Annotated in this window: 16 protein-coding genes; all 16 read left to right on the top strand. The window is 39.1% G+C overall.

Translation table 11 applies throughout. The features are described 5' to 3' along the window. The first annotated feature begins 7 nt into the window (after positions 1 to 7). The 16 genes from IGI58_RS01015 (at position 8) to IGI58_RS00940 (ending at position 12931) form a co-directional block, all read left to right on the top strand. On the top strand, positions 8 to 286 hold the full coding sequence (locus IGI58_RS01015) for a BMC domain-containing protein (protein ID WP_211272478.1): 279 nt from the start codon (positions 8 to 10) through the stop codon (positions 284 to 286). Between the two features lie 153 nt (positions 287 to 439). After that, positions 440 to 1069, top strand: a complete 630-nt coding sequence (gene eutD / locus IGI58_RS01010; protein ID WP_429954987.1) for an ethanolamine utilization phosphate acetyltransferase EutD — start codon at positions 440 to 442, stop codon at positions 1067 to 1069. 9 nt (positions 1070 to 1078) lie between these two features. Then, positions 1079 to 1699, top strand: coding sequence for a hypothetical protein (locus IGI58_RS01005; RefSeq protein ID WP_429954989.1), 621 nt, complete (start codon positions 1079 to 1081; stop codon positions 1697 to 1699). A gap of 9 nt (positions 1700 to 1708) precedes the next feature. Then, positions 1709 to 1972 (top strand): EutN/CcmL family microcompartment protein, encoded by a 264-nt coding sequence (locus IGI58_RS01000; protein ID WP_429954991.1) that lies wholly within the window; start codon positions 1709 to 1711, stop codon positions 1970 to 1972. A gap of 21 nt (positions 1973 to 1993) precedes the next feature. After that, positions 1994 to 3103: an ethanolamine utilization protein EutH gene (eutH, locus tag IGI58_RS00995; RefSeq protein WP_429954993.1), complete on the top strand. Its 1110-nt coding sequence runs from the start codon at positions 1994 to 1996 to the stop codon at positions 3101 to 3103. After that, on the top strand, positions 3096 to 3551 hold the full coding sequence (locus tag IGI58_RS00990) for an AraC family ligand binding domain-containing protein (protein ID WP_429954995.1): 456 nt from the start codon (positions 3096 to 3098) through the stop codon (positions 3549 to 3551). The genes eutH and IGI58_RS00990 overlap by 8 nt, the downstream gene beginning before the upstream one ends. A gap of 420 nt (positions 3552 to 3971) precedes the next feature. Further along, positions 3972 to 4859 (top strand): energy-coupling factor transporter transmembrane component T, encoded by an 888-nt coding sequence (locus IGI58_RS00985; RefSeq protein WP_429954997.1) that lies wholly within the window; start codon positions 3972 to 3974, stop codon positions 4857 to 4859. Then, positions 4832 to 6508 (top strand): ABC transporter ATP-binding protein, encoded by a 1677-nt coding sequence (locus IGI58_RS00980; RefSeq protein WP_429954999.1) that lies wholly within the window; start codon positions 4832 to 4834, stop codon positions 6506 to 6508. The genes IGI58_RS00985 and IGI58_RS00980 overlap by 28 nt, the downstream gene beginning before the upstream one ends. Then, the gene (locus IGI58_RS00975) at positions 6498 to 7184 is read left to right on the top strand and encodes an ECF transporter S component (RefSeq protein ID WP_429955001.1); all 687 of its coding nucleotides are present in this window, start codon (positions 6498 to 6500) and stop codon (positions 7182 to 7184) included. Before IGI58_RS00980 ends, IGI58_RS00975 begins: the two co-directional genes overlap by 11 nt. A 23-nt stretch (positions 7185 to 7207) precedes the next feature. Further along, a complete protein-coding gene (locus tag IGI58_RS00970; protein WP_429955003.1) occupies positions 7208 to 7588 on the top strand; it encodes a DUF4430 domain-containing protein in 381 nt (126 codons plus the stop codon). A 34-nt stretch (positions 7589 to 7622) separates the two neighbouring features. Further along, positions 7623 to 8081, top strand: a complete 459-nt coding sequence (locus IGI58_RS00965; RefSeq protein WP_429955005.1) for a EutP/PduV family microcompartment system protein — start codon at positions 7623 to 7625, stop codon at positions 8079 to 8081. Then, on the top strand, positions 8065 to 8622 hold the full coding sequence (locus tag IGI58_RS00960) for a cob(I)yrinic acid a,c-diamide adenosyltransferase (RefSeq protein ID WP_087641485.1): 558 nt from the start codon (positions 8065 to 8067) through the stop codon (positions 8620 to 8622). Before IGI58_RS00965 ends, IGI58_RS00960 begins: the two co-directional genes overlap by 17 nt. A gap of 94 nt (positions 8623 to 8716) precedes the next feature. Next, on the top strand, positions 8717 to 9136 hold the full coding sequence (locus IGI58_RS00955) for a pyridoxamine 5'-phosphate oxidase family protein (protein ID WP_429955007.1): 420 nt from the start codon (positions 8717 to 8719) through the stop codon (positions 9134 to 9136). A 16-nt stretch (positions 9137 to 9152) separates the two neighbouring features. Beyond that, a complete protein-coding gene (locus tag IGI58_RS00950; protein WP_429955009.1) occupies positions 9153 to 9560 on the top strand; it encodes an EVE domain-containing protein in 408 nt (135 codons plus the stop codon). 134 nt (positions 9561 to 9694) lie between these two features. Then, positions 9695 to 10429 carry a metallophosphoesterase family protein gene (locus tag IGI58_RS00945; RefSeq protein WP_429955011.1) on the top strand — a complete coding sequence of 245 codons (735 nt, stop codon included), beginning with the start codon at positions 9695 to 9697 and terminating at the stop codon, positions 10427 to 10429. Between the two features lie 312 nt (positions 10430 to 10741). Continuing rightward, positions 10742 to 12931, top strand: a complete 2190-nt coding sequence (locus IGI58_RS00940; protein ID WP_429955407.1) for a Tex family protein — start codon at positions 10742 to 10744, stop codon at positions 12929 to 12931. The last annotated feature ends 12 nt before the right edge of the window (positions 12932 to 12943 follow it).

The following is a 12943-nucleotide window of genomic DNA, read 5'->3' as shown; positions in this document are numbered from 1 at the left end:
GTATATTATGAACGCAAATGCATTAGGAATGATCGAAACAAAAGGATTAGTTGGAGCAATCGAAGCAGCAGATGCAATGGTCAAAGCAGCAAACGTAACATTGATTGGCAAAGAACAAGTTGGTGGCGGTCTTGTAACAGTGATGGTTAGAGGAGATGTTGGTGCGGTCAAAGCAGCAGTCGATGCAGGTGCTGCGGCAGCTGAACGTGTAGGGGATCTACTTTCTGTTCATGTGATTCCACGTCCGCATACAGAAGTGGATGCTATTTTACCTCCAGTTAAATAAATTCATGTAACAGAAATGAGAAAGGAACAGGGAAAAAACGACCTTATAGAATAGAAGAATCGGTCTCTTTTATACCATCGGTGTATTCTTTCCCTTTCCTTTCAACTTTCTATTATTTGACTAATACTCATTTTAAGCAGAGGTGAAAAAATAATGAATGAACAATTACTAGATACATTAGTGGATCAAGTCGTTGCTAAAATCAATCAGGAGCGTGGTTTTTTGGTTGAAGCTAGTGGCCGTCATATCCATTTGTCTCAAGAACATATCGATGAATTATTCGGCAAAGATTATCAGCTGTCGATCAATAATTACTTATCACAACCGGGACAATTTGCTTCAAAAGAACGATTAACGATTTTAGGTCCAAAGGGAGCACTTCATAACGTAGTTGTTTTAGGTCCGCCGCGTAAGGCTTCTCAAGTCGAGATTTCTGCGACGGATGCATTGACTCTTGGTGTCAAAGTACCAGTTAGAGAAAGTGGCGATATTGAAGGAACACCAGGGATTATTTTGATCAATGGAAACAAGGTCGTATCACTTGAACAAGGCTTGATCGTAGCAAAGCGGCATGTCCATGTAGCGGCAAAAGATGCCTCAAAAATGAATGTTTCACAAGGAGATATCGTTAAAGTCAAAGTTGTCAGCGAACAGCGTTCCTTGATTTTTGATGATGTCGTTATACGTGTAAGTGATAAGTTTGCCACGGCGATGCATATTGATTATGACGAAGCAAATGCCTGTTCTTTTAAAAAAGGGATCAGAGGATTTATCGTAAAGTAGGGATCAATAATGAACACAAAAGAATTTAATGATCTAGTTGATCGAATAACAGAAAAAGTGCTCGAAAAATTAGCTGAAAAGGTTCAGCTACAAACGACGTGCTTTTTAGGGGCGAATCAGGCGCAACTTTCAAAAGAACAACTAAACTATTATAGAAGTTCAGCAAAAAATGGAGATGATCTGATCATCGTAACAGAATTGACTTTTGAAAATTTAGTCAATATCTGTCAGTTTCGACCTCAAAGTGAGTTGGAAGAAACGGTAGTGGATGCTATCAAGGCTGGCCAGCGTTTTCTTATTTTAAAAGAAGGCCGTTCATACTTATCATTATTAGAATCAGGGAAATATGCATTAAAGGAACGGATTTTAAGCTTTGAATCAGAATTATACCGTTATGGCGGAGATTTTGTTTCAAGCAAAGAATCGATAGAGTCTCCCTCTTTCAGAAACACTGTCACTCCTTATGAAAATCAACAGACAAAAAAATTTCTGACAGCAAGGGAACTCATGGAACAGCAACTTCCTTTTGGCAGTACGCTTTCCCTTTCCAACCATTGTTTACTGACTGATCAAGCAACAGAGTATATACGAGAGAAAAAAATCAACATTAGCTGGACTAATGAGAAATGAGGAACCAATATGTTCATCGGACGAGTGAAGGGAAGTTTATGGGCAACAAGAAAAGCGGAAAAACTAAATGGATTAAAATTTTTAGTTGTGGAATCATCAGAGGATACTAATCCGCAGCAAACGCTTGTAGCAGCAGACAATACTGGCGCTGGTTTGGATGATCTTGTATTGGTTTCGACTGGCAGTGCTGCGAGAATGTCCTTGGATGATCCAACGATCCCAGTAGATGCGGTCATTGTGGGGATCATCGACTCGGTTGAACTGAATGAATAAGATGCAAAGGATGTGAAGTGAATGAGTATCAATGAAATCATTATGTATATTATCGCTTTTTTCATGGTATTAGGAGCGGTCGATAAATGTTTGGGCAATAAGTTTGGTTTAGGGGAACAGTTTGAAGAAGGAATCATGGCAATGGGCTCTCTGGCCTTGTCGATGGTCGGGATCATTACACTAGCACCAGTTTTAGCGAACATTTTGAAACCCGTTGTCGTACCTTTATACACAGCTTTAGGCGCTGATCCAGCCATGTTTGCTACAACGCTATTAGCCAACGATATGGGTGGCTTTCCTTTGGCGATGCAGTTGGCACAAGATCCTCAGGCAGGTCTATTTGCCGGTGCGATCTTAGGCGCGATGATGGGGCCAACGATCGTGTTTACGATCCCAGTCGCTTTAGGTATTATTGAAAAAGAGGATCAGCAATATCTAGCTACAGGTGTTTTATCTGGATTGATCACCATTCCGATCGGTTGTTTTGTTGGCGGGGTCATTGCAGGCTTTCCAGTGATCATGATTTTAAAAAATCTAGTACCAATCTTATTAGTAGCTGTATTGATCATGATCGGTTTATGGCTGAAGCCAGATGCGATGATCAAAGGCTTTACGATTTTCGGTAAATTTGTAGTGATCGTTGCGATCGCGGGTTTAGTCTTAGGAGCGTTACAATTATTAGTCGGCATTACTGTAATTGATGGAATCGCACCTGTTAGTGAGGGGATCGAGGTAGTTGGAGGCATCGCATTGACGTTAGCTGGCGCCTTCTGTCTCGTTTTTGTGATCACCAAAGTCTTTAATAAGCCATTGATGAAATTGGGCAAGCTTTTAGGAATGAACGAAGTCGCTGCTGCTGGGATGGTGGCAACACTTGCAAACAGTATTCCAATGTTTCAAATGATGAAAGATATGGATCCTCGCGGGAAAATCATCAACGTAGCATTTGCTGTTTCTGCTGCTTTCGTAATGGGCGATCATTTAGGCTTTACTGCAGGAGTCGCTAAAGAAATGATTTTTCCAATGATCGTTGGAAAATTAGTTGGCGGGATCACAGCTGTTCTGGTCGCTGTTTTTATGGCAAATCGAATGCTGAAAAAAGAAACAAAGCAGGTGGATATACATGAATAATTTAGATGCAGACATGATTCGTACGTTGGTTCGTGAAGTGCTGACAGAACAATTATTAAAAAGCGAAGATCAAACAAAAATGGTCGATCCAAGCGGGATCTTATCCATTAAGCTGCCGCAATTAGATGTATCAGAAGAGGATCGATTGGATACAGGAAATCCTGAGCACAAAGTCTATTGTAAAGATTTAGTGACATTGAAAGAAAGTCCACGCTTAGGTTGTGGACTAATGGTCATGGAAGATACGACGTTCGACTGGCTTTTAGAGTATGATGAGGTTGATTACATCATAGAAGGACAATTGGATGTGCGGATCGACGGTAGAACCGTTTCAGCTGGTCCAGGAGAAATTTTGCTGATTCCAAAAGGAAGCACCATTCAATTTTCAGTCACTGGAAAAGCGCGTTTTGTTTATGTGACCTATCCAGCTGATTGGCAAAAACAATAATCGAATAAATAGAAATGGTTCGGAAAGTTGGGAAAATGACTAATTTTTTGAACTATTTTTTTGGTTAAAAATAGCGGATAAGAAAAAGCAGAAAGACGTCGATGTATTGACTTTAGAAAGATAAATTTATATAATGAACAAGTAAGCAACAACGACGTTTCTTACCCACTATGAATGATTATGTCAAGGAAGATATAGCAAATAGTAACAGATCAACCAGTCGTTAAACGAATTGTTTTTTTGAGCAATTGACAGGCTGTGTTTGATGATACTCTTTTGTGAAACGTTGTTTGCTTATCTGACAGAATAACATTCAGTTATAATCGTCAATTCAAACAGCACGCTTTTATAAAAGTGAGGGCTGTTTTTTTATTGCATTTCTTCAACATTTAAACCGACGATCGAAGAAAGGAGACATAGATGAATAAATTCTTTTTTGAACGTAGACATCCTTTGGTGATTACAGCCTATTATATTTTAGTATTAGTGATCCTGATGAGTACAACGAACCCTCTGATCATCACTGCTTGTTTTTTAGGTAGTCTATCTTTTCAGTTGCTGCAGCTAAATGGGCGAAAGAAGCGATCCGTTTTGTATCCATTGATCTTTCTTTTGATCATCACGATCACCAATCCGTTATTTGTACATAGAGGTGGAACGATCCTCTTTTTCTTTTTAAGTCGACCAGTGACCAAAGAAGCATTCATCTATGGATTTTTCATGGGTATGATGATTGCTGGCATCATCTACCTATTTCAAAATTTCCAATCTCAAATCGATTTAGAACAGTTCTATTATTTGTTTGGGCAGCGTTTTCCTAAATTAGCATTGATTTTGACAATGGTTTTTCGTTTTATTCCATTGTTTCAGCGTTATTATAACGAACTCAATCAAGTACAGAAAACAGTCCATAGAACGCAAGATCGCTCGTTTAAACAAAAAGTCTCCTATGGGTTGGACTTATTCGGAAATCTGTTTTCATGGTCGTTGGAAAACGCGATGGATACAGCAAGTTCAATGAAAGCTAGAGGATATGGTATTGGTAAAAGAAGCAGCCGGGTTCAGTATGAGTGGCAAAAAAAAGATTCTTTCTTTCTTCTGATATTAGGTGTTACGACAATAGTCTTTATGTATCTATTATTTGCTGACCGTTATCACTTTGACTATTATCCTTATGTAGAAAATTTTTTTGAGGCGTTCAAGAGACAGTGGGCAAGTTATTTGGGTATTTTAGTTTTAGCTTTTCTACCGACATTCAACCGTTTAAAGGAGACGATCATTTGGACTATCTTGAAATCGAAAATTTAAGTTTTCAATACGCAGGAGATGAACACAAGCGTTTGACGAATATTTCGTTGTCGATCAGTAAGGGTGAGTTTGTTTTGCTGTGCGGTGCTTCCGGAAGCGGTAAAACAACATTATTAAAAATGTTGAAGCCTCAATTGACTCCGGCAGGAACGAAAACAGGAAAAATAGTTTTACAAGAAAAAGAGTTTGACGAACTCTCAGAGACGTTTTCAAGCAGTAAAATTGGGTATGTCATGCAAAATCCAGAAAATCAAATCGTCACTGATACAGTCTGGCATGAGCTGGCTTTTGGATTGGAGAATATGGGGCTTTCAGCTATTCAAATCAAAAGTAGGATTGCCGAGATGGCAAATTTTTTAGGGATTCAGGAGTTGATGGAGGAGCAGACGGCTGATCTATCCGGAGGCCAAAAACAGCTGCTGAACTTAGCCTCTGTCTTAGTGATGCAGCCCGAACTACTGATTTTAGATGAACCAACCACGCAGCTTGATCCAATCGCAGCACAAAATTTTATTGATATTTTGATCCGTTTGAATCGGGAAATGGGGTTGACGATCATTTTAGCGGAGCATGGCTTGGAATCCGTTTTTGCATTAGCTGATAAAGTCGTTCTTTTAGAACGTGGGGCATTGGTCTTTGTAGAAAAGCCGCAAGCAGTTTCTACTGCTGTCAAAGATCAACGATTAGATTTAGACAAATTTATTTTGAGCTTACCAAGTGCGCTGCAGATCTATCATGCTCTTGATATTGAAGATGAAGCTCCGATCACAGTGGTTGAAGGAAAACGTTTTTTAGCAAGACATTTTGCACATGAAAAGAAACAAGAAACTGATCAAACGAACATACAACCGACAAAAACAACTAGCCTTGTCTTAAATAATTGTTGGTTCCGATATGAAAAAAATGGAGACGATATTTTAGCAGGTGTCGATCTGACCTTAAACAAAGGGGAGATATTTTCGCTGGTTGGGGCGAATGGAACGGGAAAAACGACCCTATTGAAGGTGATTGCAGGGATTTATGACTGCTATCAAGGAAAGCAAGCGCTATTTGAACAGCCGTTGAAAAAACAACGAGCGCACATCGGCTTTTTGCCGCAAAGTCCGGAAATGCTGTTTATTAAAGATTCTGTATTGGAAGAATACCAACAATATCTTCAAGGAAAAAATTATCATGAGTCTGAGCAGCAAAAAAAGATCGAAGCCGTATCAGCCTTACTTGGCATTACAGATAATCTATCACAGCATCCTTTTGATTTGAGTGGTGGAGAATGTCAACGCGCTGCTTTAGGCAAAGTCTTATTGACGGATCCCAGTGTGCTGCTTTTGGATGAGCCAACCAAAGGAATCGATAATTATGGAAAAAAACAATTGATTCAATTACTGAAAACATTAGCGGATGAAGGAAAAACGATTTTGGTCGTTACGCACGACCTAGCTTTTGCTGCAGAGCTATCTGATCGTTGCGGATTGTTCTTCCAGCATAAAGTATTAACAACGGCCGACCCGAAAACCTTTTTTAGTGATCACGCATTTTATACAACAGCAGCCAGTCGTATTTCTCGTGAAACCTTTACACATTTAGTGACGACAGACCAAGTAATTGACGTTTGTCAGACAGAAAAAAGGAGTCAGAAAAATGAGCATTAAGGGGAAACAAAATGGTATCAAGCTTCTTTTTGGACTTGTTTTTCTACTAGTATGTATTGCTGCTTTTCTTTCCGCACAATATCAAATAATTTCTTTGCTTTTAGTGCTGCTGGCTTGTCTTCCGATTTATTATCGCTATGAAAAAAAGCAGATGAATATTAAAGAATTAGTGCTGATTGCAGTCTTGACTGCTTTTGCAGTGTCCGGCAGATTTCTATTTTATATGATTCCAGCCGTTACGCCAATGACTGCGATCATTATTATTTCAGGAATCTGCATAGGTCCTGAGGTTGGCTTTTTAGTGGGGTCTTTATCAGCGATCATATCCAATATGTTGTTTGGCCAAGGACCGTGGACACCGTTTCAGATGCTATCGTGGGGATTGATCGGCTGTATTGCAGGACTTCCCTGGATGAGCAGTTTGCTGAAAAAAAGTTATTGGTTCTTAGCAGTGTACGGTATCTTTGCAGGGTTGTTTTTCTCCTTTTTTATGGATATTTGGACTGTTTATTCGATCGATCGTTTTTTCTCATGGCAAAGATATGCAGCGCTTTTTATCACAGCGCTGCCGCATACGCTTTCGTATTGCTTTTCCAATGTATTTTTTTCCTGTGTTCTATTTCGCGTCATTCAGAAAAAGCTTCAACGTATTTTAATCAAATACGAAATAAAATAATAAAGACAAAGGTGGATGTTAAAATGAAAAAAGTAATGAGAGTAGTTTTAGTTATGGTCGCACTAGTTTTATTAGGTGCATGTGAAAATACCAAAGAACAAAAAGAAACGGCTGAAACAAAAGAAGCAGCAAAAATCACGATCGTTTTAATAGAAGATGAAAAAGAATTTGCTAAAAAAGAGGTAGCAGTTGATAAAAATGAATCGTTACAAACGGTGATGGAGAAAAATTTCAAAGTTGAGATGGATAAAGATTTTATCGTTGGTATCGATGGACATAAGCAAGATGCCAAAGCAAGCAAATACTGGTTATACGATGTAGATGGTAAGCAGCCCGATGTTGGAGCGGTTGAGTATTTTCCTAAAGATGGTGAAACGATCACTTGGAGCTTGAACAAGTTATAGCACGTTTTAAAAAGGCAACAAGGAGGAAATCAGGGTGAAAAAAGCGATTTTTATTGGTTCGGTCGGGTGTGGGAAAACGACTCTTTCTCAAAAACTTAAAGGAGAGAAATTGGCGTACAATAAAACGCAGGCGATTGAATTTCATGATCAAATCATTGATACACCAGGTGAATTTATTCAGCATCGTAATTATTATAGTGCGCTATTGACCACCGCTGTGGAAGCCGAACTAATTGTACTGATGGCTAGTGCAGTTGAAAAAAGACAAACCTTTTCACCACTATTTGCTTCAGCTTTTGCAAAGCCGTGTATCGGAATCATCACCAAGATCGATTTAGCCACTGAAGAAGACTTGAAGCAAACGAAAAGACAGCTTGAGCTGGCTGGTGCGAAAATGATCTTTATGATCTCTGCTGTTGAAGATCAGGGTATCGATGAATTGCTTGCTTATCTAGAGTCAGACGGAGGGGATAAAAATGAAACTTTACACTAAAACAGGTGACAAAGGCCAAACAAAAATCATTGGCGGTGAAACAAGAAGTAAAGCCTCTGATCGAGTGGAGGCCTATGGAACCATTGATGAGTTGAACTCACTACTCGGCTATACGATCAGCCAAATGCAAACATATCGTGAAATAAAAAAAGAATTGGAAGAAATCCAGCAAATTCTATTCGACTGTGGAACAGATCTGGCGACGCCGACTAGCGCAAAAGGCTATCGAACAAAACCAGCCTCTACTCTTTGGTTGGAAGAAAAAATCGATAAATATGCAGAAGTACCGCCAGCGCTTACGGAATTTATTTTGCCAGGTGGCTGTCCAGTTGCAAGCTTATTGCATATGGCTCGAACTGTTGCCAGACGAGCAGAACGCTGTGTTGTTCGTGTACAGGAACAAGAAGAAATCAATTTGGATGCACTGATTTTTTTGAACCGTTTATCTGATTATTTTTATGCAGTAGCAAGATTTATCAATTTCCGTGAAGGACGAGAAGATATTCGTTATCGCCGCAATACGCAAGTTTTTCATTCTTAAAAAAAGTGTCCAAACCCTGACAAGCTGTTGTCAGGGTTTCTTTGTTACTATGAGTTTATCAGTCAGATGACTGAACAATAAAGGAGTGAAATAAATGAACACAACAGAAGCGTTTAAAAAAATCATGATGGAACAAACTGAAATTGCACTGGCGACTAGTGTGAAAGAAAGACCGAATGTTCGGATCGTTAATTTCTTTTATGACCAAGAAAAAGGGTGCTTGTTTTTCTCAACGTTTAAAGGAAATCAGAAAGTAACTGAATTTGCTGCTAATAACACTGTTGCTTTCACAACGATCCCAAAAGAGAATACCAATCATGTTCGAGTTCAGCAGGCTCAAGTGAAAAGAAGCTCTCTTTCTGTTTATGACACAGTAGATCGATGGGTCGAAAAAATTCCCAGCTATGCAGAAAATATCGAACAAGCAGGTGATATGCTGGAGTTATATGAAGTTCATTTCACAGAAGCGATCGTGATTTTAGGAATGAATAGTAAAGAAACGATTCACATATAAGAAAAGAGGAAAGAAGATGAAGTATTGGATCGGTGTTGCATCAGAAGATCATGTAGAAATCGGTGTATCAGGCGGATTTGCTCAGCTTTGTCATGGAAAAGGAGCACCGTTGAATAGAATGAATGAAGGAGACTGGCTAATTTATTATGCGCCTAAGAAAAGCTTGAAAACACAAGTGCCTTCTCAACGATTTATTGCAATCGGACAAATTTTAGCGGGTGCTGCCTATCCTTTTGAAATGGCGCCTGACTTCATTCCTTTTAGAAAAAATGTAGCGTATATAAAACAAATCACCCCTCTGCCATTAAAAGCGGTAAAGGATTTTCCTTTATGGCAGGAATACCGCGCACGATTGAGATTTGGACATTTTGAAATCCCGGAAGAATTATTTACGTTTATTTCATCTCGAATGATCGAAGAATAATGAATTAAAAGAGCCGCAACAAAACGGATACTTAGTTTTGTTGGGGTTCTTTTTTTGAGTAAATCGATTTGCTAAAGCAAACGTTATTTTGTAAGCTATAATAAAGTAATAAGTAAGCAGATAGGAGGATGAAAATGAAAGACTATCTTTATGTGATCAGTGATATTCATGGAGAATACGAATTATTTAAAGGACTGATAGATTATTTCGATCCAAAAGTGCATCAATTAGTTTTGATCGGAGATCTTAATGATCGTGGTCCAAAGACTAAGGAGAGCTTTTTGCTTGGAAAAGAATTAGTTGAAAAGTATCAGGCTATCTATCTTAGAGGAAATCATGAAGAATATTTTCTTCAGTTTTTGAATCAGCCAGAGGACTGGTTTACCAGCTATGTGCGTAATGGCGGGAAAGAAACGATGGAAAGTTTGCTTCATAAAGGAGCGTCAGATGAATATTCACCAACAGAGATCGCAATGATGATCTGCAGCCGCTACAAAGAGCTGATCGAGTTTTTAAAAGAACGTCCTCTATATTTCGAATGGAAAAACTATCTATTTGTTCATGCTGGTGTTGATTTAGCCAAAAAGGATTGGCGTGAAACAAGCCCACATGATTTCATCTGGATCCGAGACGCTTTTCATCAGGGAAAAAACAATACAGGAAAGACAATTGTTTTTGGACATACAATCACGCCGATGCTGCACGGAGATATGGAAACGACAGATTTGTGGATCTCAGATCATAAAATCGGTATCGATGGGGGCGCTGTTTTTGGCGGTTCAGTTCATGGAGTTATTTTTAACGAGAGAGGCATTGTTCAAGATATCGAGCTTCAAAATAGGCAAGGACCTTGGCAACCAACTTTTTAAGCGAAAGATGATTCAAAATAAATATTAGAAAAGAGCTCGCAACAAATAGAATACTGAATGCGATATGGGATAAATGAAATAAGATAAGAAACAATCGTTTAAAGTCGAATAAAATCTGGTTTCTATCACCAGTAATAGAATTTTTGAGTGCAGGACAAAGCAGAATATCTGATTTGTCTTGCACTCGATTTTTAGTTAAGAAATCTTTAGAAAAATGAACTAAGAAGTGTAAGATTCCCGCCATTTTCTAGGTTTCCACCGTAAAATATGCTAGAATAAAAGAGTATGTTAATGAAAAGAGGTATGGAATTTATGGCGGAAGCGTATAACCAAGAGGTAGTGGACCTGCTTCAAAAAGAACTGACAGATTACCGTTCAAAACAAATTACAACAGTGCTGACTTTATTAAGTGAAGGAAACACTGTTCCTTTTATTGCTCGTTATCGAAAAGAGATGACTGGCAGTTTAGATGAAGTACAGATCCGTGAAATCGAAGAACGTTACACTTACTTAGGCAATTTAGAAAAGCGTAAAGAAGAAGTCCTGCGCTTAATTGAAGAACAAGGAAAATTAACAGAAGAATTAGCGAAAGCCATTCAAAAAGCTGCAAAAATGCAGCAAGTCGAAGATCTTTATCGACCCTATAAACAAAAACGCCGTACAAAAGCGACGATCGCAAAGGAAAAAGGCTTAGAGCCATTAGCAGATTGGCTGATGAGCTTTCCAAAAACAGCAGATGTCACTGTAGAAGCACAAAAATATGTCGATGATGAAAAAGAAGTAGATTCACCAGAGGCAGCATTACTAGGTGCACATGAAATCATCGCAGAACGAGTAAGTGATGAACCTAAATTCCGCAGCTGGATTCGTGATTTTACTTTTAATCAGGGGCAATATATCAGTGTCGTCAAAGATCAGGAAAAAGATGAAAAAGCCGTCTATGAAATGTATTATGATTTTTCTGAGCCTGTAAAAAAGATGGTCTCACACCGTGTTTTAGCAACGAATCGTGGTGAAAAAGAAGATATCTTGAAAGTCTCATTGTTCGTTGATGAAGAAAAAATTCAAAACTACCTAGAACGTCAGTTGATATCGGATAACCAATCACCAACTGCTCCTTATGTAGAAGCAGCCTTTTTAGACAGCTATAAACGGTTTATAGGTCCAGCAATCGAGCGGGAAATTCGCAATGAATTGACAGAAAAAGCAGATGAGCAGGCGATTTCGATCTTTGGTGAAAATCTGCGTAATCTTCTATTGCAGCCGCCATTGAAAGGCAAAGTTGTGTTAGGCTTTGACCCAGCTTATCGTACGGGATGTAAAATGGCTGTAGTAGACGCTACAGGAAAAGTTTTAGCCATTCAAGTCATTTATCCTCATAAGCCAGCTTCAGGTGAAAAACGAGCGGCAGCTGGTTCGATTTTCAACAAGTTGATCGAAGAACATCAAGTAGAGATGGTAGCGATCGGTAATGGAACAGCCAGCCGTGAATCAGAATTGTTTGTTGCAGAACAATTGAAACAAATCAAACGCGACGTTTTTTATGTGATCGTCAATGAAGCAGGTGCCTCAGTATATTCTGCAAGTGAAGTGGCACGAACTGAATTTCCTGATTTACAGGTCGAAGAAAGAAGTGCAGTAAGTATTGCCAGACGTTTACAGGATCCATTGGCAGAGCTAGTGAAAATCGATCCAAAAGCAGTCGGAGTGGGTCAATATCAACATGATGTGTCTCAAAAACGCTTAGCAGAACAGTTGGATTTCGTTGTAGAGACTGCAGTCAACCAAGTTGGAGTCAATGTAAATACAGCTAGTCCGCAATTATTACAGCATATTTCCGGCTTAAATAAAACGACTGCCCAAAATATCGTAACTTACCGTGATGAAAATGGTGCATTTACTGCTCGTAACCAAGTCAAAAAAGTGCCGCGTTTAGGACCAAAAGCGTATGAACAAGCAATCGGCTTCTTGCGTATTCCAAACGGAAAAAATATTTTAGATAATACAGGTATCCATCCGGAAAGCTATGATGCTGCAAAAGCAATTTTAGAAAAAGCAGGAATCAAACTAACAGAGCTTGGTACCTCAGAGGCCGCCCAAGGACTTAAGCATTTATCATTGGAACAAGTAGAAGCAGAATTAGCTGTCGGAAGCGAGACGCTAAAAGATATCGTTGCAGCGTTGATTCAGCCAGGGCGAGATATGCGTGACGAAATGCCGGCGCCACTATTAAGAAAAGATGTTTTGTCTATGGAAGATCTAAAATCAGGTATGGAACTGCAAGGTACTGTTCGTAATGTGATCGATTTTGGCGCGTTTGTAGATATCGGTGTGAAACAAGATGGTTTAGTGCACATTTCTAAACTTAGTACTAAATTTGTGAAACACCCGACGGATGTCGTTGCAGTAGGTGATGTGATCACTGTTTGGGTAGAAGCTGTCGATACGAAGAAAGGGCGCATCAGTTTAACGATGCTGCCGCAAACTGAAAGGAAAGAGTGATCTTGAACAGTT

It is taken from the genome of Enterococcus sp. AZ020 (assembly GCF_050499205.1).
Taxonomy (GTDB): Bacteria; Bacillota; Bacilli; order Lactobacillales; family Enterococcaceae; genus Enterococcus_L; species Enterococcus_L dunnyi.
This window is presented reverse-complemented; position numbering and strand designations above follow the sequence as displayed.